The organism is Paraburkholderia sediminicola (assembly GCF_046026675.1).
GTDB lineage: Bacteria > Pseudomonadota > Gammaproteobacteria > Burkholderiales > Burkholderiaceae > Paraburkholderia > Paraburkholderia sediminicola_F.
The window spans coordinates 2,858,247-2,883,777 of the sequence record NZ_JAQQEY010000001.1; the positions used below are offsets into that span (position 1 = coordinate 2,858,247).

A 25,531-nucleotide genomic window follows, 5' to 3' on the forward strand; every position below is an offset into this window, starting at 1 on the left:
GTTGTAGATAAACGCCGACGTCGACAAAAAGCCGGTGATTGAACTGCACCCCGCATCGTTGGACGGGTGTCCAACGATGCGGGGTGTTTTTTCATGAGCAGGCACCGGCATTTTCCATTCGCGTGTGTGTCGCGAGCGGTGCGCGGCGGCTAACCGCGATGCAGTTTGAAATCCACCTCGGCAGGACGCCCTTCCAGCGACAACGCCGCGCGCGCAGCAGGCGCACGGCTCACCACCTTGCCGCGACTCACCACCGCGAGCCGAGCGGCGCGCAAACGGATCGCTTCGACCGGATCTCGTGCGTCGAGCAGCACGAGATTGGCAGCACTTCCCGGCGCGACGCCGTAGCCTTCCAGCCCGAGAATACGCGCGGCATTCACCGTGACCGCGTCGAAACACGCATGCATACCGTCGACGCCCGTCATCTGCGCGACGTGCAAACCCATGTGCGCGACCTCGAGCATGTCACCCGAACCGAGGCTGTACCACGGGTCCATCACGCAGTCGTGGCCGAACGCAACGTTGATGCCTGCCGCCATCATCTCCGGCACGCGTGTCATGCCGCGCCGTTTCGGATAAGTGTCGCTGCGGCCCTGCAGCGTGATGTTGATCAGCGGATTGGCGATCGCCGCGACGCCTGACTCGCGCATCAGCGGCAAGAGCTTGCTGACGTAGTAGTTGTCCATTGAATGCATCGAGCTCAGGTGCGAACCGGTAACGCGCCCATGCAGGCCGAGCCGGTGCGTTTCGGCTGCGAGCGTTTCGATATGGCGCGACATCGGATCGTCCGATTCGTCGCAATGCATGTCGACGCGCAAGCCCTGCTCCGCCGCGAACTCGCACAACATGCGCACGGACTGTGCGCCGTCGGCCATCGTACGTTCGAAATGTGGAATCCCACCGACCACGTCGACGCCCATCGCAATCGCCCGCTTGAGATTCTCGAATGCGCCGACGCTGCGCAAGACGCCGTCCTGCGGAAACGCGACCAGTTGCAGGTCGAGATAAGGCGCGACGCGACGCTTCACTTCGAGCAGCGCCTCGACCGCGAGCAAACGTGGGTCGCACACATCCACGTGGCTACGAATCGCCAACAGACCGCGCGCGACAGCCCAGTCGCAGTACTGCAGCGCGCGCTCGATCAGCGCCTCCTGCGTGAGGTCCGGCTTCAGTTCGCCCCACAGCGCGATGCCTTCCAGCAAGGTACCCGACGCGTTCACGCGCGGCAGACCGTACGACAGCGTCGCGTCCATATGGAAATGCGGATCGACAAATGGCGGCGTGACGAGCGAACCGGCGGCGTCGATTTCTTCGTGCGCGCTCGCGGCCAGACTCGGTTCGACGGCGACGATGCGGCCCGCTTCGATGCCGATGTCGACCGGCCGCTTGTGCTGCGGTGCGGCGCTCGGCGGCAGCATCGCGCGGCGGATAATCAGATCCATGATTCGCTCCTGTTGACCGCTCTTTGACTGATTGCGATTCTATCGGCGTCAGAAAGTGTGTGCCGACGTTTTAGCAGGACGCCGTACCGGCAGGCGGAGAGGAATGCGTACCGGCTACGGATGACGACGCCCGCCTATACTCGACTTTCCACACGTTCGATGACTGGCGTTCGACACGCAACGGCCTGCATCATCCACCCACGGAGCAAGACCATGAAAACCATCGGCGTGATCGGCGGAATGAGTTGGGAGTCGTCCACCGAGTACTACAGGCTCCTGAACCGCCACGCCAAGGCGCGTCTCGGCGGCCACCACAACGCCCGCAGCCTGATGCTGACGGTCGATTTCGCGCCGATCGAGGCCAACCAGCGCGCCGGCAACTGGACCGCGCTCGGCAATCAGCTGGCCGACGCCGCGCGCCAACTCGAACGAGGCGGCGCCGACCTGGTGATACTGGCGACCAACACCATGCATCGCGTGTATGAATCGATCGAACAGGCGATCGACGTGCCCTTCCTGCACATCGCCGATCCGACCGGCAACTCGCTGCGCGCCGCAGGAATCGCGCGGGTGGGCTTGCTAGGTACACGCTATACGATGGAGCAGACGTTTTACACGGGGCGCTTACGCGAACGCTACGACCTCGAGACACTGATCCCCGATGAAGCCGAACGCGCGGATGTGCACCGCATCATCTACGACGAACTGTGCCACGGCAACGTGAATGACGCCTCGCGTGCGGTGTATCAACGTGTGATCGAAGGACTGGCCGCGCGGGGTGCGCAGGCGGTGATTCTCGGCTGTACGGAAATCACCTTGCTGATCAAGCCGGAAGATTCGGCGTTACCCGTGTTCGACACGACCGCATTGCATGCGCAAGCGGCGGTGGACTGGGCGATCGAGTCGGCGTGAATGCAAACGCGTGTGGCGCATGCAGGCTTGAGAGCGGACGCCAGAAGTTAAAAAGCCCGCGTAGCTTGCGCTAGCGGGCTTTCAACAATGCTTGGTTGCGGGGGTAGGATTTGAACCTACGACCTTCGGGTTATGAGCCCGACGAGCTGCCAGACTGCTCCACCCCGCGTCAGAGAAAAAGAGTATATAGGGTGACTCGCGAGACGTCAAACAATCGGACGAAATAATTTCAGATGAGGTGCCTGTCGCGGGTCGCACACGTGCAGCAAGTGAATGCGGCACATGATCAGACGACTCAGAGATCCTCGACCGTCGCGCCTTCCACTTTGCCGTCGATGATGTCCGCGCCGTACTGGCTCGCGCTGCGTTTCGCCACGCCGAAATCGGAGAACGTGGATGCCAGCACGAGACGAAATACGCGGCTTGCCTTCGAGCCGCTGATCGCGCCCGGCCGGCACACGCGTACTGCGACGTCGTAACCTTCGGCATGACGCTTGTGACCGTCGAACTTGTCGAACTGCCGCGAAAACACCAGCGGATGCACTTCGAAGTCCTTATAAAGGGCTGGATAAAGTTGGGCCATGATGCGTTCCCGATGCGCGTAAATGTGATCCCACTATACGCCGTGGCATGACGGCATCGGGCTTTTATTTTTGACGGCCGCCGCGGCAATTTTCACCGTCGCTCGTCTCGCGCGATAAGATGCGGGACTGTCGGAATCGACCCGATCCTGCCAATCCGAATCTGGGTCGCCTGACGGATCGTCGCTGAAGCAAAAATAAAGCGGAACGCGGGGTCAGCGCCCCACAAAGCCTTGCCCAGCAAGAATGTGAGAACTTTATGAAAATCGCCACCTGGAACGTCAACTCCCTCAAAGTCCGCCTGCAACACGTCATCGACTGGCTCGAAACCAGCCACGCGGACGTACTGTGCCTGCAGGAATTGAAGCTGACCGACGACAAATTCCCCCGCGCCGAACTCGAAGCAAAAGGCTACCGAAGCTGGTTCGCGGGCCAGAAGACCTATAACGGCGTCGGCATCCTGGTGCGCGAAGGCCTGAACGTCGACGAAAGCAGCATCGTGCGCAATATCCCCGGCTTCGAAGACCCCCAGCAACGCGTGATCGCCGCGACCGTCGAGGGCGTACGCATCATCTGCGCATACTTCCCGAACGGCCAGGCGCCGGGCACCGACAAATTCGCCTACAAGCTGCGCTGGCTCGCCGCCCTGCACGACTGGATCGCGAGCGAAATGGCGCTGCATCCGAAACTCGCGCTGCTCGGCGACTACAACATCGCGCCGGAAGATCGCGACGTGCACGATCCGAAAGCGTGGGAAGGCCAGAATCTGGTGTCGCCCGAAGAGCGCGCCGAGTTCGTGCGGCTGGTCGAACTCGGTCTCGTCGATGCGTTCCGCCAATTCGAGCAGCCGGAGAAGATCTACTCATGGTGGGACTATCGGATGATGGCGTTCCGCCGCAACGCGGGGCTGCGTATCGACCACATTCTGCTGTCGAAAGCGCTGGCCGAAGCGTGCTCGTCCTGCGATGTCGACAAGGTGCCGCGCAAGTGGGAGCAGCCGTCAGACCACGCGCCGGTCGTCGCGCAGATCGGCTGAACAGGCCGCGAACGAAACCTACGCTGCCCCGCTCAAACAGCGCCACAAAAACTCGAACACCATCGCATCATGCTCGGCCTGCTCCAGCTCATCGGAGCCGCCGTGCCCTCCTTCCGTGTTCTCCCGATACCAGACCCTTTCTGCGCCCAGCGCCTGCATGCGCGCGGCCATCTTGCGCGCGTGTCCCGGGTGCACACGGTCGTCGGCAGTCGACGTGGTGAATAGCACGGGCGGATACGCCACGTCCGCGTTCACGCGGTGATAGGGTGAATAAGCGGCCAGCACGCGTGCTTCCTCGGGCTCGTCCGGATCGCCGTATTCATCGATCCATGACGCGCCTGCGTGCAAGAGGTGATAGCGGCTCATGTCGAGCAGCGGCACCTCGCACACCACGGCGCCGAACAACTCGGGACGCTGCACCATGCACGCCGCGACTAGCAGGCCGCCATTACTGCCGCCCTGAATGCCGAGTTGCGCGGCGCTGGTTACGCCTGTGCTGATGAGCGCCTCGGCCACCGCGATGAAATCGTCGAACGAGCGTTGCCGATGCTCACCCTGCGCCGCCGTATGCCACTGCGTGCCAAACTCGCCGCCGCCGCGTATATGCGCCACCACGTACACACCGCCCCGCTCCAGCCAGCCGATACCCGGCCCGGTCAGATAGCTTGGCAGCAACGGAATCGCGAAACCGCCGTAACCGTTGAGCAGGCATGGGCGCGTTTGCTCGTGCGTCTGCGCCGTCTGCTCTTGCATAGCGTGTTGCGCTACCCGCGGTCCGATCACGGTGTACGGCACCCGCGCGCCGTCCGCGGACACCGCGTGCCCACGCGTCACCGCGAACGGCGTCGCATCGAACTGAGTCGGCCAGCGGTCGAGCAACGTCCAATCGGTCAGGTCGTTCTGGGCAAGATCGGTGAGCCAGTACGCAGGCGGCTGCAAATAGTCGTCGGTATCGACGAACACTTCGTCGTTCAGCGTCGGCTCGATCGGTGAGACGTCGGCTTGCACATCGTCACGTGACGGAAAGAGGCGTTGATGCCAGTGCCAGGTTTGATCGGCCACTTGCGACGGGATCCACAGCGAAGTCCTGCTCTGTACGTCTTCCAGGTACGACACGATCAGGTGATTGCGCGTGTGTGTCCACTCGCAGGCGGAGGTTTGCGACGTCGGCGTGAAGAGCGGCGTCACGTCACGCTCGCCACGCAAGAACGCGGTTTCGCGGATCGCCAGCAACGCGCCGCCCAGATAGCGCACGCCATTGCAGTCCCAATCGAGGCGCGGCTCGAGCAGCAGCCAGCCTTGCCAGCCGCCGACCGCGACATGCGACGGCACGTCGTACCGGTGCCACGCGTCGGCACCGTCTGCAGTGCGGTCGTTGCTATCGAGATAGTACGTCTGCGAATCGAAGAAATCGACGCTGCTCACCACCGTGTGGCGCTGCTCAATCGGATCGTAGTGGGCCTCCACACCGATGTCGCCAAACGCCCCTTTGAAGACGACCGGCGCGTCGGCCAGTGCACTCCCTCGCGTCCAGCGCCGCACTTCGCGTGGATAGCCGGAGCGCGTCAGCGTCTTGCGGCCGTTGTCCCAGCCGACATAAAGCGTGTCCCGATCGATCCACGAAGCCGTGTGCTTGCCGGCCTTAGCAATCACGAAGCCGTCGTCGACAAACCGTTGCGCGTCGATGTCGAACTCGCGTACAACCAGCGCATCCGAGCCGCCCGGCGACAGCGTGACCAGCGCGCGATCGCCATCCGGATAAAGAATGTCGAGTTCGGCGCAGACCCATGGCGTGCCTTCGGCCGCACCGAGCGCGTCGAAGTCGAGCAGGTTCTGCCAGTCAGGTGCGCCACCGCGCCAGGCCGCCCACGTCGTGCGCCGCCAGATGCCTTTGGGATTGCGTTCGTCCTGCCACAGGTCGTAGGCCCATTCTTTCCAGCAATCGGGGATGACCGGGCGCTCGCGCGGCAGATAAGCGTCGGCAAGCCGCTGTTTGAGCGACTCGAATTCCGCACTGCTGCACCACGCGGCGCGCGTGCGGGCGTTCTGCGCTTCGACCCACGCGAGCGCGTCAGGATCGTCGAGTGCTTCGAGCGACAGAAAGGGATCGGGGGAAAGCGGCCAGGAGAAAGTAGCGGGAGAAGCGGGCATCGTCAGCTGTCGAATGAAAACAGCGTTGATTATGCCCTGCGAGAGCCGGAGAGCCTTTGACGCTGCGCGCCGGAGCGGCTGACGATGCTGTCTCTGGGGCTGCCCGCGGGACTGCCCAGGAATCGGCCTAACGGGGCAGCCCGGGTAACAACTGTCGGGGCGGCTGACAAGCCGCCCGGACTGACCGCGCAAACCTCAGGGCTCGAGATTGAGTTCCTGAATCTTGCGCGTAATCGTGTTGCGGCCAATACCGAGTCGCTCCGCCGCCTCGACCTTGCGTCCACGCGTGAAATCCAGCGCCTCGCGAATCACCGCTGCTTCGAAGCGGCGCGCGAGTTCGTCCATGACGTCGGCCGCATTCTCGCGCAACATCCGCGCGACTTCAGTGCGCAAGCCGCCTTCCCAGGCGGCGACGGCGGTCGCGACGGGCATGCCGGCAGTACTGGCCGGATGCGTGGCCGCGCTGATGCCGTTGATCGGCGCGCCGCCGGCGAGCCCGGCTTCACCCGTACCGATCACGCCGTTGCCACCGCCCGCGAGATCGGCCACACCGACTTGCGCGGGACCCAGATCGGGCGGCAGGTCCTTGATCTCGATGGTCTGCGCCGGCGCCATCACTGTGAGCCAGTTGGCGAGATTCTCCAGTTGACGCACGTTGCCCGGAAACGGCAGCGATGCCAGATAAGCGAGCGCCTCTTCCGACACGCGCTTCGGCTCCACGCCCAGATCGCGCGCGCTCTTTTGCAGGAAGTGGCGCGTGAGCAGCGGGATGTCTTCGCTACGCTCGCGCAAGGCCGGCAAACGCAAGCGGATCACATTGAGCCGGTGATACAAGTCCTCGCGGAACAGGCCCTGACGCACGCGCGATTCGAGGTTCTGGTGCGTCGCCGCGATCACGCGCACATTGGCGCGCAACGGATTGTGGCCACCGACGCGATAGAACTGCCCGTCCGATAGCACCCGCAACAGGCGCGTCTGCAGATCGAACGGCATGTCGCCGATTTCATCGAGAAATAGCGTGCCGTTCTCGGCCTGCTCGAAGCGCCCCTGACGCATAGCCTGCGCGCCGGTAAAAGCACCGCGCTCGTGACCGAACAGTTCGGATTCCAACAGATCCTTCGGAATCGCCGCCGTATTCAGCGCGATGAAGGGACCGTTCGCGCGTGGGCTATGTCGGTGCAACGCACGCGCGACGAGTTCCTTCCCGGTGCCTGATTCGCCGGTAATGAGCACGGTGGCCGCGGAATGCGACAGCCGGCCGATCGCGCGAAACATGTCCTGCATCGCCGGCGCCTGGCCGAGCATTTCCGGTGCATCGGCGACGCGGTCGTCCCACGTCTGTTCGCCGCGCATGCTTTCGTCGACCGCGCGACGGATCAGCTCGACCGCCTTGTCGACGTCGAACGGTTTGGCGAGGTATTCGAATGCGCCGCCCTGGAATGCGGCGACCGCGCTGTCCAGGTCCGAGAACGCCGTCATGATGATGACTGGCAGGCCCGGCACCTTGTCACGAACGGTCTGCAGCAATTCGAGGCCGGAGCCGCCAGGCATCCTGATGTCGGACACCAGCACCTGAGGGCTGTCGTGATCGAGCGCGGCCGATGCCTCGCGCACGTTCGCGAAGCTGCGTGTCGCGAAGTTTTCGCGGGCGAGCGCTTTTTCGAGCACCCAGCGAATCGATTGATCGTCGTCTACTATCCAGATCGGCTTCATATAGGTCGTTCAGAAGTCTTGAGAGGCTTGTGGTGTTAGCAGTCGAGCGGCAGCAGAATCTGAAACTCGGTGTGGCCCGGCCGGCTTTCCACTTCGATCAGCCCGTCGTGCTGTTGCACGAAAGTCTGCGCGAGCGTCAGGCCGAGACCGCTGCCGTCCTCGCGCCCCGACACGAGCGGATAGAAAATGCGGTCGCGGATTTCTTCGGGAATGCCTGGCCCGTTGTCAGTGATATGCAAGTCCAGTGCCAGCTTACATAAACGTTTCGACACAGTGATCTTGCGCGCAATTCGAGTGCGCAATTCGATACGCGCATCGCCTTGCGAGATGCGTTCGCGCAATGCTTCGGCGGCGTTGCGCACGATGTTAAGCAGCGCCTGGATCAGTTGCTCCTTGTCGCCGCGCAGGTCCGGCACGCTCACATCGTAATCGCGTTCAATCGTGAGACCGCGCGGAAACTCCGCGAGAATCACCTGGCGCACGCGCTCGCACACTTCATGAATATTCACGTCACCGACGATATGCGGATGACGGTGTGGCTCCAGCAGGCGATCGACCAGCGTTTGCAGCCGGTCCGATTCCTTGATGATGACCTGCGTGTACTCGCGCAACTCGTCGCGCTGACGCTCGCCGAGTTCGAACTCGAGCAGTTGCGCCGCGCCGCGAATCCCGCCGAGCGGATTCTTGATCTCGTGCGCGAGGTTGCGGATCAGTTGTTTGTTGACCGCCGTGAGGTCATTGATGCGCTCCTCGCGGTCGGTGCGGATATGCCGCTCGTTCTCGAACAGTTCGAGCAGCACATAGTCTTGCGCGCTTTCCAGGTGGCCGACGATCGCATGCACATGCAGCGGCTCGTGGCCCGGACGCTCGAGTACGGCGTCCAGATGCGTCGCGTGAAAACGGTGAGCGGCGATCGCCGAAATCGTGGCGAGCAGTTCGTCCGCATTCGAGAAGATGTCCGGCCATGCCATCTGCGTCAATTGCTTGCGCGAGAGCTCCAGCATGGACTCCGCCGACGGGTTCGCAAACACCACGCGCAGCGTGCGTTTCTCCAGCACCAGCACAACCGTCGGCAATGCCTCGAAGCCCGGCAGCAAACCGGAGCCCACCAGCTGAGCGTCTTCCGACAGCGTCTGCTCGTGCCCTTTCCTTGCCTTCATCAGATTCTTCAGAACCATCTTGCAGTCTGGCCGATAGGAGATGGTGATCAATCAGGTGTACCGCTTATTGTCCTGCCCGATGCGCTACTTCATTGCCCCTACGCCGCGAACGCTGCGAATGGACTCATTCGCGCTAACAAAAAAGGGACGGCGCCGCCGTCCCTTCGTGACCGATCGCGAGCGTCGGGCAAAGCGCTTCGCCGTTTGAAGGGCGAAGCGTCATTGCCGCTTACAGCGAGTAGTACATTTCGAATTCGATCGGGTGCACCGACTGACGATAGCGTTGCAGCTCGCCCGTCTTCAGTTCGATGTACGCGTCGAGCATCGAGTCCGTGAACACACCACCGCGCGTCAGGAATTCGCGGTCCGCGTCCAGCGAGTCCAGAGCCTGGTCGAGGCCGGCACACACGGTCGGGATCTTTGCATCCTCTTCCGGCGGCAGGTCGTACAGGTTCTTGTCGGCAGCTTCGCCCGGGTGAATCTTGTTCTGCACGCCATCCAGACCCGCCATCATCAGCGCGGAGAAGCACAGGTACGGATTCGCCATCGGATCCGGGAAACGCGTTTCGATACGGCGGCCCTTCGGGTTCGACACGTGCGGAATGCGGATCGATGCCGAACGGTTGCGAGCCGAGTAAGCCAGCTTCACCGGTGCTTCGAAGTGCGGCACGAGGCGCTTGTACGAGTTCGTCGACGGGTTCGTGATCGCGTTCAGCGCGCGAGCATGCTTGATGATGCCGCCGATGTAGAACAGCGCGAATTCCGACAGACCTGCGTAACCGTTGCCTGCGAACAGGTTCGTGCCGTCTTTCCAGATCGACTGGTGAACGTGCATGCCCGAACCGTTATCGCCGACCACCGGCTTCGGCATGAACGTTGCCGTCTTGCCGTACGTGTGCGCGACGTTGTGGATGATGTACTTCATTTGCTGCAGCCAGTCGGCGCGTTGCACCAGCGTCGAGAACTTCGTGCCGATTTCGTTCTGGCCTTGGCCCGCGACTTCGTGGTGATGCACTTCGACCGGGATGCCGATCTGTTCGAGCAACAGACACATTTCCGAACGGATGTCCTGGAACGTGTCGACCGGAGCGACCGGGAAATAGCCGCCCTTCGTGCCCGGACGGTGGCCGGTGTTGCCGCCTTCGAAGTCCATCGCCGACGACCACGGTGCTTCTTCCGAACCGATCTTGACGAACGTGCCCGACTGGTCCGTGCCCCACTTGACCGAGTCGAAAATGAAGAATTCAGGTTCCGGACCGAAGAAGGCCGTGTCGCCGAGGCCCGTGCTCTTCAGATACGCTTCAGCGCGCTTGGCGAGCGAACGCGGGTCGCGTTCGTAGCCCTTGCCGTCAGCCGGTTCGACGACGTCACAGGTCAGGACAAGGGTCGACTCTTCATAGAACGGGTCGATGAAGGCAGTGTTCGCGTCCGGGATCAGCAACATGTCCGATGCTTCGATGCCCTTCCAGCCGGCAATCGACGAACCGTCAAACGCATGGCCGCTTTCGAACTTGTCTTCATCGAATGCCGACACCGGCACCGAAACGTGTTGCTCTTTGCCGCGCGTGTCGGTGAAACGGAAGTCGACAAACTTGACGTCTTCGTCTTTGACGAGTTGAACGACGTCGGCCACGGATTTACTCATAACCTATCTCCTGATTAACGAATTCGGCGGATTCAGCCGCCGCCCAATCTAGCTGACCCGTCCCGGCGCGTCCACCCCTCTATCGTTGAGGATGAACATAAAAGCCTGCTGGAACAAATCGATCGGCACCAATAAAGCAGCTTCTGTGCCATGTATGCGCCAACCCGGCGCAGAACCACACTGCGCGCGCGTTTGCGGGGAATGGGCGCACCGAACCGCATGCAGCCCCAAAATCTTTACACTGCCTGACGCACCGAATCAGTGCATTCACAAAATCAGCAACGGAAAGCATCTCTATTTTGGTGCATTCACGGGAATATGCACCACTATTGAGCGCGCGTCTCCTTGCTTCGTGCGGACGGGACGCCGCCTCTGAACCGCGTGCGTGTCGCGCGCCGCGCGCTAGAATGTTCATTTGGTCCGACGGAGATTTGCGCTCATGAGCACGCTCGAACAGTTGTACGCCCAGGCGGACAAGCGCCGCACCGAGAACCAGTTGCCGTATGCGGGCGCGGTATCGCCCGCCGAGGCGTTCGAACTGCTGCAACTCGATCCGCGCACGCGTCTCGTCGACGTGCGCACCCGTGCCGAACTCGATTGGGTCGGCCGACCGGTTATCGGCGATGGGCAATACGCCCACGTGGAATGGACGCGCTATCCGGGCGCCGTGCCAAACCAGGAATTCCTTCAGCAACTGAGCCACATCGCCTCGCCCGATACGCCGGTGCTGTTTTTGTGCCGCAGCGCCGCGCGCTCGAAGCTCGCCGCGATTGCCGCTACCCAGGCCGGCTTTACCAAGGCGTATGACCTGCTGGAAGGCTTCGAAGGCGACAAGGACGGCCAGGGGCATCGGAAGACGGTGTCGGGCTGGTGCTTTCGCGGGTTGCCGTGGATCGGCGCCTGATTGTTGATTCGCAGGGGCCCGGGCGATGGGCGAGACAATCAGACGCATCGTCGGCGCTGCATGTGACAGGCCGATGATGCGTTGAGTCTTAACTCAGGCACGTACGCACCTGAAAGAAGTTTGGCATGTGCGGCGGAAACCGCAGCTCAACCGCGCGGTTTAACCGCAGCCGCCTCCGGCTCGACGATATCGCCGCCCAACAGGTGGACACCTTCACGCAGCTTCACAAAAGCCGCCGCCACCGCTTCCGGTTCGCCCTTCACACCGAGATCGATGTGATGCCGCGCATACACGCCGCCGCGCTCCGCATCGCCCACGCTCGGTAGGCTGAACACCCGCACACCCGGAAAATCGTGTTCGATCTTTTCCATCAACGGCGTGAGGCGTGACTCCGGCAGCTCGAACACCAGCAGTGACTTTTCCGCATGCGGCATCGCGTGATGCAGATGCGCGTATTGCGTGTCCAACACCCACTCGATCATCGGCCACGCCATCACCGGAAAGCCCGGCACGAAGTAGTGCTGCTTGATCGAGAAGCCCGGAATCTTGTTGTAGCCGTTTGGAATGATCGATGCGCCCTGCGGATACGTGCCCATATTCAGACGATGCCGGTTCTCGGCCGAATTCAGATCGAGCGGCGTTGCGGAGTTCGCCGGATACATATCGCGGATACGCTCCTGAATCAGGTTCGCGGCCTCCGGATGCAGTTCGAGCGGCACGCCGAGCGCGGCTGCCGCGCACTGGCGGGTGTGGTCGTCCGGGGTGGCGCCGATGCCGCCGGTGGAGAACACTATGTCGCCCGACGCGAACGTGCGTCGCAACGTGGCCGTGATGCGCTCCGGCTCGTCGCCGATGTATTCCGCCCAGCCGAGCGACAGCCCGCGCGCGCCCAGCAATTCGATGACCTTCGGCAGATGCTTATCGATACGTCTGCCCGACAGGATTTCGTCGCCAATGATGATGACGCCAAATGCCATTGCCGCCTCTTTCGCTTTGTCAGTAATTCATCAGTAGGGAACCGGCGCCGCGTGCCGCGGGCCGTGCTCTTCCGCGCGCATGCGTTGCAGCGCGCGCAAACAGTAGTAGCCGAACCACAACGCCGAAAACACGAGGATGAACGCGTAGATCCAGATCGTCACCGCGGTGATCACCGGGAACAGCACGATCAGCCATACCGACGACGCCCACAGCAGCGTCGGCAGCGACCCCAGCAGTCCACTCGCAATGCCGATCAACAGCAACGGAAACCGGAAGCGTCTCACCAGCGCGCGCCGCTCGTCACGCGTGGCATGCAGCGCGAGCGCGTCGTAGCTCATCACGCGATACGTCAGCCAACCCCACAGGAGCGGCGGAATCAGCGCGAAGAAGGGCGGCACCAGCCAGAGCGGCAATGTGACCACAAGCAGCACCAGACAAACCAGCGTGGTCCACAATGCCTGGCCCAGGCTACCGTACCACGTTCCGCCACGGCGCATTTCAAGGCCGGGGAATTGCCGCGCCGACAGAAAGCGGATCACCGCCGGCATCGACAGCGTGGCGATCAATAGCAGCACCGTGACGACGATCAGTGGAATCGCCATCGCAATCACGATGAACGGCGCGATCGCCGTGTGCAGCGCCGAAAAACCGAGCCAGTCGAACAGATGATAAAGCGTGACCGTGAACGACCAGCTTTCGAGCCACGTGCGGGTGGCACCGATCAGCGTCTGCCAGGAAAACCACAGGATCACGCCCCACCCGACCGTTGCCGCCAGAAACGGCAGGAAGGTCAGCCAGAGCATGCGCGGGTGGAGCGCGCTTGTGAGCGCGCGCCCGAGCGAGCGCAACAGATCATTCATGCGAGCCATTGCCGGTGAACGAAACGATGGAATAAGGAGAATGCCGCAACGCACCGGCCACGAGGCCAAGGTCGCGCGCACAAACGTGAACAGGATAAACCACGTGACGCGCCGCCGGGAAAACCGGCGCCGCGAGAGGAAGAATGCTCAAACCGGGGCGGCGTCGCTGCCTTCGGAGCGACGCTTCGGCGCAAGCCGCCCGGCGATGCGCACGAAGGCAAGCCAGTGCTGCGCCCAGAAACCGTCGCCGTAGCGTCGGCCTTCGAGTTGGTCGGCGATGCCGGTCGGCTCCATCTCCCGGCTCCAGGACACGCTGCGAAACAGCATGTCCCACCACGGGAACAGCACGCCGAAGTTACAACCGTAGTTCAGGCCTTCATGGCCGTAGCCGATCGCATGGTGCCTGCGATGGAAAGTCGGGCTGACCAGCAGGCGCTCGCCAAGCCAGCCGAAGTACAGACGAATGTTCGCGTGCTGCACGCTCTGCGCCAGGTTCGTGATTGCCACCAGCACGACGAATTGCGACGGCGGCACGCCGATCACCAGCGCAATCACCGCGAAGAACGACGCTTGCAACACGTCGTCGAGCAGATGGTTACGGTCGTCGGACCACAGCGACATTTGCTGCTGGCTGTGATGCACCGCGTGCAATTCCCACCACACGCCGATCCGGTGTTCCCAGCGGTGGTACCAGTACCCCGCGAAATCGAGCACGAGCAGATACATCACGAACGTGACGAGCGGCTGCGTGGTGACGCCCGGCCACAGATTGTCGAATTCGATATTCGCGATGTTGTGCAGACGCAGCCAGGCCTGCACAGTGTCGAAGAACGGCTGCAGCGCGAAAAAGAAGAACAGGTTCAGGATGCCGAGCTTGGCGATCCACGTGTAAATCACGTCGACGCGCACGGCCTTGCGGTTTTCCCACCGCTCCACCGGACGGAGCATCTCGAGCGGACGCAGCACCGCGTACATCGCCAGCACCTCGAAGACGCCCACGATCACCCAATACAGGCTGTCATAGGTATCTTCGTCATAGTCCATCAAGTTGAAGTGGAATAGCAGCGGCTGCACCACGTCGACGTACAGCAGCGTCTGCACCGCCGAGACGAAGCTGTCGAGAGAAGAAAAAATCAGATGGAACATGGTGCTGGCCTGTTACTTCATTCCTGGCGGTTTGCCTGTTACGGCGTCACGCGCCGTTCGGCGCCGTGATCGGCGCGCGATTGAAGAAATAGATACCGTGCGGCGAACGGCCGACGGCTATCGTCTGGATCAGCTTACGCGTGTTCAGGTCGATGATGCCGATATGCTTCGCGAAGCGGAAGGTCACCCACAGATAGCGTTTGTCCGCGGAAAGTTCCATGTCGTCCGGCCCCGGCATCAAACCGGTGATATCGCCGACGTTGGTGAGCGTGTCTTCGTCGATGATGCTGATCGTGCTCGCGACGCGGTTCGACACCGCCACATGCTTGCCGTCGACCAGCGAGCGGAAGTTGTGCGCGCCCTTGCCGGTCTGGATCGTCTTGACGATTTTCTGGTTGCGCCAGTCGACCACCGCGACGTAGTCCGCCCCGGTCATGCCGATCAGCAGATATTTTTCGCCCGGGGTCATCCACAGGCCGGCCGGCACCTTGCCGACTTTCATCTTCCACTTGACGGTTTGCGTAGCCAGATCAATAGCGGCCAGCTCGCCCGACACCTGCAGCGTAACGAACACCGTCTTGCTGTCATTGGTGAACGCCATGTGGCTCGGCATCACCGCGAGCGGCAGGCGCGAGGCCAGCGTCATCTGGTTCTTCTGGCTGTCGTAATGATAGATGTCGAGGCGGTCCAGACGCAGCCCGGTGGTGACGAGCCACTTGCGGTCGGGCGAAAAACCGATCTGGTACGGGTCCTCAATGTTCTCGACCCAGCGCTGGACCTGGCCCGACTTCGGATCGACGAACATCAGATTGTTCGACACCGAGTTGGCGACGATCAGCGACGAGTTGTCCGGCGTGGCCATCAGGTGATGCGGTTCCTTGCCCGTCGGCACCGTGCCGATGACCTGGCGGGTGGTCTCGTCGATCAGGCTAAGCGTGGCTTCGCCGGAATTGAGCACGATCACGTTGTTGGCGAAAGCCGCCGGAGAAAAAAAGCCTGCGGCGGCGACCAGCGCCGCGCCTGCGGCGAACGTGGCAGTCAAGCCGGGAAGAAAAAATTTACGCATGAAAACTCACTTCGGAGAACAACCGTCATTGTAGAACGTTTGCTGTGACCAGCGGTTGACGTGGATGCGGGTGCGACGTGCGGGGGAAAACGGAAATCAGGCGGGATGCGGGCACCAGACTGTCAGGATATTCCGCTGCACTGCTGACATAAGGTCAGCTTCGCGTAAGAAGACCCCCATTCGATTTTCTCAATGCCATCCATTTCAATCAAAACAATGGATTATTACATTCTCAATTTCTTAAAACACACCTAAGAAAAACCAAGATTTATCTTTACATTTCTTAATTTTATACACTCAAATAACAATTAATAAAATCAAATTACAATCAATTATTTGTTTTCAATCCTTTAGGAATTGGCTTATTCCGCCTCTCCCCCGCCACACCTGACAATCCCGCCGATCATCGCCCATGCACTTAATCCTGTGGACCTAAGAGCGTGAAGCAGGCGATTCGGACGCGCGAAAAATTCAGCAGGACACGAAAAAACGGACACCGGAGAAACCGCGGCCGACATGTTTTATTTTGTGCGCGACGACATATTGAGGGCGATGACCCCCTCCGAATCAAAATGCCTTCACGCATTGTCCACACTCGTAATTCCGCGGAGTTTTCAAAAAGCATGAACAAGATTTACAAATCGGTTTGGTGTGAAGCGACGGGAACGTGGGTAGCCACGTCGGAAACGGCTCGGTCGAAGACAAAGCGCGGAACGGCTCGGAAGCTGGTGTTGGCGCAGGCTGTGCTGGCCAGTGCAATGTTGCTGGGCGGTGTGCCGGTCGCGCAGGCGGACACGGTTTACTTCGCTGCCGGCGCGGTCATTCCGGCCGTTGATCCCGATGCGACAGCCTCGGGACCGGGCTCGGTGGCAGCGGGCGTAGGATCGAGCGCATCGGGTTCGGGCTCCGTCGCGATCGGTAACTGGGCAACGGCAACGAACACGGCCGCGATCGCGCTCGGGTTCAAGGCGGAAAGCAACGGCGAAGGTGCATTCGCAGCCGGGATGACGGCCCTGGCCGACGCTGATTTCAGCACCGGCGTAGGCAACTTCGCCATCGCGAAGGGCGTGGGTGCAACGGCCGTCGGCGCGTTAGCGCAGGCTAATGGCGAGAATTCGGTTGCGCTCGGCTATACGGCGGAGGCGCAAAGTTCTGATTCGGTCTCCATCGGCTCCTATTCCCGCGCGAACGGCCCGCAAGCGAGCGCATTTGGCGCCAACTCCTATGCGCTTGACGGTGGCAGCACGGCGCTCGGCGCCAATGCGCTCGCGAATAAAAGCGGCGCGGTCGCCGTTGGCCTTGGCGCTACCGCTTCCGCCGACGGCAGCGTTGCACTAGGCCAAGGCTCAGTGGCTACTCTGGCGAATACGGTGTCGGTCGGCTCAGCCACACAGCAGCGCCAGATAACCAACGTCGCAGCCGGCACCGAAGCTAATGACGCCGTCAACCTGAGCCAGTTGAATGCCGCTGCCGCCGACGCCTCGCGCTATTTCAAGGCAGGCGGTGCCAATGACGGCTCGGATGACGCCATCGCAAACGGCGACCAGTCTGTCGCGATCGGCGCCTATGCCAACGCTTCCGGTCACGCGTCATTTGCAGCCGGCACCGCCTCGTGGGCAAAGGGGGACAACAGCACGGCTGTCGGCACCCTCGCCACGGCCGCGGGCGACGGCTCGATGGCCCTCGGCTACAAGACAAATGCCGTCGCGGCCAACTCGGTCGCGTTGGGCCAAGGCTCGGTCGCCGATCGTGCTAACACCGTCTCTGTCGGGGCAAGCGGCGCAGAACGTCAAATCACCAACGTCGCAGCCGGCACCGAAGCGACCGACGCCGTCAACCTGAGCCAGCTGAATGCCGCTGCCGCCGACGCCTCGCGCTATTTCAAGGCAGGCGGCGCCAATGACGGCTCGGACGATGCCATCGCCAACGGCGAGCACTCGGTCGCGATCGGCGCCTATGCCAATGCTTCCGGCCGCGCGTCATTTGCAGCCGGCACCTCCTCGTGGGCACAAGGGGACAACAGCATGGCCGTCGGCACCCTCGCCACGGCAGTAGGCGACGGCTCGACGGCCCTCGGCTATAACGCAAATGCCGTCGCGGCCAACTCGGTCGCGTTGGGCCAAGGCTCGGTCGCCGATCGTGCTAACACCGTCTCTGTCGGGGCAAGCGGCGCAGAACGTCAGATCACCAATGTCGCAGCCGGCACCGCCGACACCGACGCCGTCAACGTTGCCCAACTGAAGGAAGTTACCGCGCAGACCGACGCCAGGCTCGATGGCGCCGTGATGTACGACAAAAATGCAGACGGCAGCGTCAACAGGAATAGCGTCACGCTCGGCGATACAACGAGCGGTGGCACGATGATCCATAACGTCGCCGACGGCGTGGATACAAGCGACGCCGTCAACCTCGGCCAGTTGAACGCGGCCATCAACGGCGCGGTCAACGACATCACAGTCAACACGGCCAATCCGTTCTTCAGCGCGGAAGGCGACCGCGATACGGAAGGCGCCCTGGCAAGCGGCACGCATTCAGTCGCTTCCGGCGCGAACGCACAAGCCACGGGCACCAATACCGTGGCGATCGGCGCGAACTCGGTCGCAAGCGGCAGCAACGCCACTGCGCTCGGCGCCGCAGCAAACGCCAGCGCAGACAACTCAGTGGCATTGGGCCAAGGCTCGGTCGCGGATCGGGCGAACACGGTTTCGGTCGGCGCGGCGGGCCAGGAGCGTCAGATCACGAATGTCGCAGCCGGCGTACAAGGCACGGACGCCGTCAACGTCAATCAGTTGCAGCAGAGCGTAAGCGGCGCGGTCAGCCAGGCAAATAGCTACACCGACGACCAGATCCGCTCGGCCCGGCGCGATTCATACGGTGGCACGGCATCGGCGCTGGCTGCAGCAGGTTTGCCGCAGGCGGTCTTGCCGGGTCACGGCATGGTGGCGATTGCGGGTGGCACATATGGCGGCCAGTCGGCAATGGCCATCGGTGTATCGCAACTGTCGGAAACCGGCAAGTGGGTCTACAAGGTGCAAGGGACGACCGACTCGCGTGGTCAATTCGGTGCGTCGGTCGGCGCGGGCATGCACTGGTAAAACTTCGGCAAGAAGCGTGACTGGTTCGCTCGGAACCCGTCACGCCTCGCCCAATAGCATTGCCGTACTAGCAGCGAGCTGGCGCGGGCCCGCAAGAACTCGCGCCTTTTGCGCGTGACATCATTCTCGAAAGGAATGGCGTCGCGCGTTTTTTTGCTCGACGCCACCTGTGGGACCGCATCGGCTAACCTTAGGCAACCGAATCGAACACCTGCGGCGCCCCATTCCCTACGCCGCTCGGCGCCGCATCGGTTCCACGCCGTCCGGCGCTCAGCGCTGCATCGATTCCCAAACTTTGTAGAGACGCTTCACCGAAACCGGCATCGGCGTACGCAACTCCTGCGCGAACAGCGAAATCCGCAGTTCCTCCAGCAGCCAGCGGAATTCCGACAAGCGCGTATCCAGCACGCCGCCGCGTTGCGCGAGCGCGCGCTGGTAGTTCTGCAACAGTGGCTGAAATTCGGCGAACTGCCGTGCGTCGCGCGCGGAGTCCGCCTTCAGCTTGTCGATGCGCAGCGCAATGCCCTTCAGGTAACGCGGAAAGTGCGTCAACTGCGCGTATGGCGTATCGACCACAAAGCGTTTGCCGATCAGACCATCCAGTTGGTTCTGCATGTCCGCATGCGCAGCCGTGAACGTCTTCGCCTGCACCAGCTTTTTCGTCACGGTCGCGTATTCGCTGAGAATCTGCCCAACGAGGCGGGCAATTTCCTGAGCTAGCAAAGTCAGACGGCTGCGGCCTTCGTCGCGGCGCGTGTGGAAGCTGACGTCATCGGCCGGCAGCGGATCTTGCAGACAGGCGCGGTCGAGTGCTGTGTCGATCAGTTGATCGCGCAACTCCTCCTGAGTGCCGCGCGGCATGAACTGCATCGCCATTTCGCGCAGACCGGGGAGATTCTTCTCCAGGTACTTGATCGGTTCTTTCAGTTGCAACGCGAACAATCGCCGCAGCCCGGCGCGATGGATGCGCGCGGCTTCGTCCGGTGAATCGAATACCTCGACGTCACAGTGCGTACCGCGATCCACTAGCGCCGGATAACCGAACAACGTCTGCCCGCCACGGCGAATTTCGAGCAACTCGGGGAGCTTGCCGAAATTCCACGTCGTCAGTTTTTCGTACAGCGCGGTGCCCGCTGCGCCGTCTTGCGACGCAGTTTGCGGACCTGACGCAGCGGTGCCCTTGCCTCGCGAAGCCGCACCGTTTGCCGCGCCGGCGGCTCCGCTCGCTTGCGCGCTAGCGGCCACGCCGCCACCGCCGCCCGCGTCCGCCAACGCCACTCCAGCCGCACCCGACGCGATCTTCTGAAAATGCTGCTGCGCCTGACCACCAAGTTCAGCACGCAGTTGCGACATGTTCCGGCCCATCGCAAGCTGCCGCCCGTGCTCGTCGACGACCTTGAAGTTCATGAACAGATGCGGCGTCAGCGTTTCGAGCTTGAAGTCCGATTGCTTCATCGCGACCTGAGTCTGCTCACGAACGTCGGCGATCAGCGTTTCGAGCAAACCGCCCGCGCCGAAGCGCGGACCACTATGCCGTTCGACGAAACCCGCCGCGAACTCGGGCAGCGGCACGCAGTGGCGCCGCAGCTTCTGCGGTAACGATTTCAGCAGCAGTTGCGTCTTTTCTTTCAGCATGCCGGGCACGAGCCATTCGCAGCGCCGTGCATCGACCTGATTCAGCGCATACAGCGGCACCGCGAGTGTCACACCGTCGCGCGGCGAGCCCGGCTCGAAGTGATACGTGAGCGACATTTCGACGCCGGCCATCGTCATCCGCTTCGGGAACAGATCGGTCGTCACGCCGGCGGCCTCGTGCCGCATCAGGTCGTCGCGCGACAAATACAGCAAACGCAGCTTGTCTTCCGGCTGACCGCTCTTCTTCACCTCGTCGCGGTACCAGCGCTCGAACGACGCGCCCGTATAGATGCCTTTCGGCAGCGCCTGATCGTAGAAGCCGAAAATCAGTTCGTCGTCGACCAGCACGTCCTGGCGGCGGGACTTGTGTTCGAGCTGCTCGATATCGGCGAGCAGCTTACGGTTGTGCGCGAAGAACGCGAGTTTCGTATCAAACTCGCCTTCCACCAGCGCGCCGCGAATGAACAACTCGCGCGCACGCGCCGGGTCCTGCTTGCCGAAGCTCACGCGCCGCCGATGGTAGATCGGCAGACCGTACAGCACCGCGCGCTCGAATGCCGACACCTGCGCCGCGCGCTTTTCCCAATGCGGCTCGGACAACGATTTCTTCAGCAAATGCTCACCGATCTTTTCGATCCATTCCGGCTCGATCTTCGCGATGCAGCGTGCGTACAGACGGCTCGTCTCGACCAGTTCGGCGGCCATCACCCACTTGCCGGCCTTCTTGACCAGCGCTGAGCCCGGCCAGAGGTAGAACTTGATACTGCGCGCGCCGAGGAAATACGGTTCGTCGTCGGCTTTCAGGCCGATGTTGCCGAGCAGGCCGGTCAGCAACGCGAGGTGAATCTGCTCGAAAGTCGCTTCGGCTTCGTTCAGCCGCCAGCCGTGCTCGCGCACCACGGTCAGCAATTGCGAATGCACGTCGCGCCATTCGCGTAGGCGCAGTTGCGACAGGAAGTTCTTGCGGCACTCGTCCTGCAATTGCCGGTTCGACTTCTTGTGCGCGATCGCCTCTTCAAACCAGTTCCAGATCTTCAGCCATTGCAAGAACTCTGAGCGCTCGTCGGCGAACCGGCGGTGCGCCTGGTCGGCTTGCTCCTGCGCCTCGATCGGCCGGTCACGCGGGTCCTGCACCGACAAGGCGCTGGCGATGATCAGCACTTCCTTCAACGCCTGCTGATCGCGGGCGGCGAGAATCATCCGACCCACGCGCGGGTCGAGCGGCAAGCGCGCGAGTTCGCGGCCGAGCGGCGTGAGCTGGTTGTCGTCGTCGACGGCGCCCAGTTCGTTGAGCAGTTGATAGCCGTCGGCGATGGCACGGCCCGGCGGAGGCTCGATGAACGGGAAGGTTTCGATCGCCGTCAGATGCAGCGACTTCATGCGCAAAATCACCGACGCCAGCGACGAGCGCAAAATTTCCGGGTCGGTGAAACGCACGCGGCCCTGATAGTCGCTTTCCTCGTACAGACGAATACAGATGCCATCCGCGACGCGGCCGCAACGCCCTGCCCGCTGATTCGCGGCGGCCTGCGAAATCGACTCGACCTGCAACTGCTCGACCTTGTTGCGATACGAGTAGCGCTTCACACGCGCCAGGCCCGTATCGACCACATAGCGAATGCCGGGCACCGTCAGCGAAGTTTCGGCGACGTTGGTCGCAAGCACGATGCGGCGCGCGTTCGAGGTGCGGAACACGCGCTCCTGCTCGGCGGCGGACAAGCGCGCGAACAGCGGCAGAATTTCGGTGTGCGGCGGGTGATGCTTGCGCAGCGCCTCGGCGGCATCGCGAATCTCGCGCTCGCCAGGCAGGAAGACCAGCACGTCGCCGGGGCCTTCGCGGCACAGTTCGTCGACTGCATCGACGATCGCTTCCATCAGATCGCGATCTGTTTCGCGCTGGGTCTTCGGCCGCTCGCGCTCACGGAAAGAAGGGGACGAACCTTCCGCCGCCTTCACCGCCGGGCTGTCCTCCGCGACCGGCCGATAGCGCACCTCGACCGGATAGAGACGCCCGCTCACTTCGATCACCGGCGCGGGTTTGTCGTCGCGGCCAAAATGACGCGCGAAGCGATCCGCGTCGATCGTCGCCGAGGTCACGATCAGCTTCAGATCGGGTCGCTTGACGAGGATTTCCTTCAGGTAGCCAAGCAGAAAATCGATGTTCAGGCTGCGCTCGTGCGCTTCGTCGATGATCAGCGTGTCGTAGGCTTTGAGCAGCGGATCGGTCTGCGTTTCGGCGAGCAGAATGCCGTCGGTCATCAACTTGACCGACGCGCCCGGCGACAGATTGTCGGTAAAACGCACCTTGTAGCCGACCACTTCGCCGAACGGCGTGCCGAGTTCTTCGGCGATACGGCGGCCCGTCGCCGATGCAGCAATCCGGCGCGGCTGGGTGTGACCGATCAACCCGGTACCGCCTGCGCCGAGGCCGCGCCCGAGTTCGAGGCAGATTTTCGGCAACTGGGTCGTCTTACCCGAACCCGTCTCACCGCAGACGATCACCACCTGATTCTGCGCGATGGCCCGCGCGATCTCCTCACGACGGCCGGAAACCGGCAGCGCTTCGGGGAATGTGATCGGCGGAATCGGATTCGGTTCGACGACGCGCTGAACGCGCGGCGGGCGTGGTTCACGACGCGGCTGACCGCCTTGCGCATCGCCTGCTTGCGGCGAATTTTGCGCGCGCCCTTCAGCACGACGCGGCGGCTGCGCAGCGCTTCCGGCATTCGGTTGCCTGCGCGAAGCATCGCCCTGCGGCAGCTGTTTGCGCCCTTCATGCGCAGCTTTCGGCGCCTGCGCGCCCGCTTCGCGGCGCGCCGCACGCGGCGGATTATTTTTCTGTGGCGACGCTTGCGCGCCTTCCGCGGCACGGCGCGGCTCGCGCGCCGTTTCCGGCGTGTTGCGGTTAGCGTCCTGCGCATCGCGGCGCTTTGCGTCGCCGGCCTTCACCTGATCGGCGGCCGGCGTCACATTCTCGTTCGCCGTAGCGGGACTTTTGGGTACATTCGACATGGGGGCGCATTATAATCCCCGGCATGAATTCCCAAACCGACCTCGTCCCCGCGCCCGCGAGCGTTCCGGCCCCCGCCGGAGCAACGGAAGACCTCGCACAGCACGCGCAATTCGTCGACTGGATGCGCTCAGTCGCCCCTTACATCCATGCGTTCCGGAACAAGACGTTCGTCGTCGGTTTCGGCGGCGAGGTGGTGCATCAGGGGCTCCTGAATGCGCTCGTGTCCGATATCGCGCTGCTGCAGGCCATGGGCATCCAGATCGTGCTGGTGCACGGCTCGCGGCCGCAGGTCGAAGAGCAGATGAGCCTGCACGGCGTGGAATCCGAGTTTTCGCACGGCATGCGCATTACCGACGCGCGTGCTTTGGAGTCCGCGAAAGAAGCGGCCGGCGAAGTGCGTCTGGATATCGAGGCGGCGATTAGTCAGGGCTTGCCGAACACGCCGATGGCGCACGCGCACATCAGCGTGGTGTCCGGCAACTTCGTGACGGCGCGCCCGGTCGGCATTCTGGACGGCGTCGATTTCGCCCACACCGGCGTGGTGCGTAAGATCGACGCGGATTCGATCCGCCATTCGCTCGCGAGCCGCAAGCTGGTGCTGCTGTCGCCGCTCGGCTTCTCGCCCACCGGCGAGGCATTCAATCTGTCGATGGAAGACGTCGCCTCGGCGGCGGCGATCGCGCTGCGCGCCGACAAGATCGTGTTCCTGACCGAGACGCCGGGCCTGATGGAAACCGGCGAAGACGGACCCGTACTGGTTCGCGAACTGTCGCTCGACGACGCCTACAAGCTGCATGAAAGCGGCGAAGTCACCGGCGACGCGGGCTTCTATCTGAAACATTCGATCCGCGCCTGCCGCGGCGGCGTGGCGCGGGCGCACATCATCCCCTACGCGCTCGACGGCAGCCTGCTGCTCGAACTGTTCCTGCACGATGGCGTGGGCACGATGATCTCGTACGAGAACCTCGAAAGCCTGCGCGAAGCCACGCCGGACGACGTCGGCGGCATTCTCTCCCTGATCGAGCCGCTCGAATCCGACGGTACGTTGGTGCGGCGCGGCCGCCACCAGATCGAACGCGACATCGACCATTTCTCGGTGATCGAGCACGATGGCGTGCTGTTCGGCTGCGCGGCGCTGTATCCGTACCCGCAGGAGCGCATCGGCGAAATGGCCTGCCTCACGGTCGCGCCTGAAGCACAAGGCACCGGCGACGGAGAGCGCCTGCTCAAGCGCATCGAACAACGCGCCCGGGCACGCGGCCTCACGCGAATTTTCGTGCTCACTACGCGCACCGAACACTGGTTCCTCAAGCGCGGCTTCGTCAAGGTCACGGTCGACGACCTGCCGGAAGACCGCCGCCGACTCTATAACTGGCAGCGCAAGTCGCTCGTGCTGATGAAACAGCTCTGAACGTCCTCATATAAAGCGACTGCCCGCCACGGTAATTATTTTTTTCATGGGACCGGAGTAAGTGCTAAAGCACTAACTCCGGTCGACAAAGGAGAAGCACAGCATGACTCGTACGGTTCAATGCGCGAAGCTCGGCAAGGAAGCCGAAGGCCTCGATTTCCCGCCGCTGCCGGGCGAACTTGGCAAGCGGATCTACGAAAGCATTTCGAAGGAAGCCTGGCAGGCCTGGTTGAAGCAGCAAACCATGCTGATCAACGAAAACCGCCTGAACATGGCCGACCCGCGCGCACGCCAATATCTGATGAAGCAGACCGAGAAGTTCTTCTTCGGCGAAGGCGCGGATACGGCACAGGGCTACGTGCCGCCGGCAGCCGAGTAAGCGCTTTCCTGCGCTACAAGCCAGGATTGGCGACCAGCCTGATGAAAAATCCGCGCCGCGAGCGCGGATTTTTTTCGCCTGTCTGCCCACGCATTTCGCCACGCATTTCGCCACTTTCCAGCCTTGTAAAAATTCACTAACTGGACCATTTCCGGCCACTTTTAAGCCTCTTTTCCATACCGCCGCAATCCGCCGAATCCCCCGTCACGCAAGGGATTGAGCGCCCTCCCCGGGCCGCCGACCGGACCTTGGGTTTGCACGATCGTCCGTCATCGTGCTATCATGTGCACCGTTCCAACAGCAATTCACCAGCATTTCACCCCGCGTCACGGTTCAGTTCAAACTTGGCATGCAGTGCGTACCGAGGGCCGGATTGAATAGTTTTTTATACAAGAAGGCTTGTC

Annotated in this window: 17 protein-coding genes and 1 tRNA gene; 6 read left to right on the forward strand and 12 right to left on the reverse strand. The window is 62.4% G+C overall.

Translation table 11 applies throughout. The features are described from left to right. Positions 1-149: 149 nt before the first annotated feature. Positions 150-1,442 carry an amidohydrolase family protein gene (locus PQQ86_RS12270; protein WP_408266911.1) on the reverse strand — a complete coding sequence of 431 codons (1,293 nt, stop codon included), beginning with the start codon at positions 1,440-1,442 and terminating at the stop codon, positions 150-152. A gap of 213 nt (positions 1,443-1,655) precedes the next feature. On the opposite strand from PQQ86_RS12270, the gene PQQ86_RS12275 reads away from it, so the two are divergent. Further along, entirely contained in the window at positions 1,656-2,354 is a 699-nt protein-coding gene (locus PQQ86_RS12275) for an aspartate/glutamate racemase family protein (protein ID WP_408266913.1), read from the forward strand. Positions 2,355-2,446: 92 nt separating this feature from the next. Here the strand turns inward: PQQ86_RS12275 and PQQ86_RS12280 are convergent. Beyond that, positions 2,447-2,523: transfer RNA gene (locus tag PQQ86_RS12280), tRNA-Met, on the reverse strand. 126 nt (positions 2,524-2,649) lie between these two features. After that, positions 2,650-2,937 (reverse strand): hypothetical protein, encoded by a 288-nt coding sequence (locus tag PQQ86_RS12285; protein ID WP_054038000.1) that lies wholly within the window; start codon positions 2,935-2,937, stop codon positions 2,650-2,652. A 257-nt stretch (positions 2,938-3,194) separates the two neighbouring features. On the opposite strand from PQQ86_RS12285, the gene xth reads away from it, so the two are divergent. Beyond that, a complete protein-coding gene (gene xth / locus PQQ86_RS12290) occupies positions 3,195-3,971 on the forward strand; it encodes an exodeoxyribonuclease III (protein WP_408266916.1) in 777 nt (258 codons plus the stop codon). Between the two features lie 18 nt (positions 3,972-3,989). Here the strand turns inward: xth and PQQ86_RS12295 are convergent, their stop codons facing one another. The 4 genes from PQQ86_RS12295 to glnA all read right to left on the reverse strand — a co-directional run bounded on the left by PQQ86_RS12295 (position 3,990) and on the right by glnA (position 10,640). After that, on the reverse strand, positions 3,990-6,122 hold the full coding sequence (locus PQQ86_RS12295; protein ID WP_408266918.1) for a prolyl oligopeptidase family serine peptidase: 2,133 nt from the start codon (positions 6,120-6,122) through the stop codon (positions 3,990-3,992). A gap of 195 nt (positions 6,123-6,317) precedes the next feature. After that, positions 6,318-7,835 carry a nitrogen regulation protein NR(I) gene (ntrC, locus tag PQQ86_RS12300; protein WP_408266920.1) on the reverse strand — a complete coding sequence of 506 codons (1,518 nt, stop codon included), beginning with the start codon at positions 7,833-7,835 and terminating at the stop codon, positions 6,318-6,320. A 35-nt stretch (positions 7,836-7,870) separates the two neighbouring features. Further along, on the reverse strand, positions 7,871-9,013 hold the full coding sequence (gene glnL / locus PQQ86_RS12305; RefSeq protein WP_408266922.1) for a nitrogen regulation protein NR(II): 1,143 nt from the start codon (positions 9,011-9,013) through the stop codon (positions 7,871-7,873). Positions 9,014-9,224: 211 nt separating this feature from the next. Next, complete coding sequence (gene glnA / locus PQQ86_RS12310) at positions 9,225-10,640, reverse strand: type I glutamate--ammonia ligase (RefSeq protein ID WP_179732915.1); 1,416 nt, start codon at positions 10,638-10,640, stop codon at positions 9,225-9,227. A gap of 439 nt (positions 10,641-11,079) precedes the next feature. Between glnA and PQQ86_RS12315 the strand changes: the two genes are divergently transcribed. Next, positions 11,080-11,544 (forward strand): rhodanese-like domain-containing protein, encoded by a 465-nt coding sequence (locus PQQ86_RS12315; protein WP_054037988.1) that lies wholly within the window; start codon positions 11,080-11,082, stop codon positions 11,542-11,544. A gap of 146 nt (positions 11,545-11,690) precedes the next feature. Here PQQ86_RS12315 and PQQ86_RS12320 read toward each other — a convergent pair whose 3' ends face one another. The 4 genes from PQQ86_RS12320 to PQQ86_RS12335 form a co-directional block, all read right to left on the reverse strand. Then, a complete protein-coding gene (locus tag PQQ86_RS12320) occupies positions 11,691-12,521 on the reverse strand; it encodes a competence/damage-inducible protein A (protein ID WP_408266924.1) in 831 nt (276 codons plus the stop codon). Between the two features lie 30 nt (positions 12,522-12,551). Further along, positions 12,552-13,382: an EI24 domain-containing protein gene (locus PQQ86_RS12325; protein WP_408266926.1), complete on the reverse strand. Its 831-nt coding sequence runs from the start codon at positions 13,380-13,382 to the stop codon at positions 12,552-12,554. Between the two features lie 147 nt (positions 13,383-13,529). Beyond that, positions 13,530-14,528 (reverse strand): sterol desaturase family protein, encoded by a 999-nt coding sequence (locus PQQ86_RS12330; protein WP_408266928.1) that lies wholly within the window; start codon positions 14,526-14,528, stop codon positions 13,530-13,532. A gap of 46 nt (positions 14,529-14,574) precedes the next feature. Further along, the gene (locus PQQ86_RS12335; RefSeq protein ID WP_408266930.1) at positions 14,575-15,594 is read right to left on the reverse strand and encodes a YVTN family beta-propeller repeat protein; all 1,020 of its coding nucleotides are present in this window, start codon (positions 15,592-15,594) and stop codon (positions 14,575-14,577) included. A 623-nt stretch (positions 15,595-16,217) separates the two neighbouring features. Here PQQ86_RS12335 and PQQ86_RS12340 point away from each other — a divergent pair. Beyond that, a complete protein-coding gene (locus PQQ86_RS12340) occupies positions 16,218-18,689 on the forward strand; it encodes a YadA-like family protein (protein WP_408266932.1) in 2,472 nt (823 codons plus the stop codon). 270 nt (positions 18,690-18,959) lie between these two features. Here the strand turns inward: PQQ86_RS12340 and hrpA are convergent, their stop codons facing one another. Beyond that, the gene (gene hrpA, locus PQQ86_RS12345; protein WP_408266935.1) at positions 18,960-23,336 is read right to left on the reverse strand and encodes an ATP-dependent RNA helicase HrpA; all 4,377 of its coding nucleotides are present in this window, start codon (positions 23,334-23,336) and stop codon (positions 18,960-18,962) included. 23 nt (positions 23,337-23,359) lie between these two features. Here hrpA and argA point away from each other — a divergent pair, with 23 nt between their 5' ends. Next, positions 23,360-24,748: an amino-acid N-acetyltransferase gene (gene argA / locus PQQ86_RS12350; RefSeq protein WP_054043361.1), complete on the forward strand. Its 1,389-nt coding sequence runs from the start codon at positions 23,360-23,362 to the stop codon at positions 24,746-24,748. Between the two features lie 103 nt (positions 24,749-24,851). Next, a complete protein-coding gene (locus PQQ86_RS12355; protein ID WP_054043359.1) occupies positions 24,852-25,127 on the forward strand; it encodes an oxidative damage protection protein in 276 nt (91 codons plus the stop codon). The last annotated feature ends 404 nt before the right edge of the window (positions 25,128-25,531 follow it).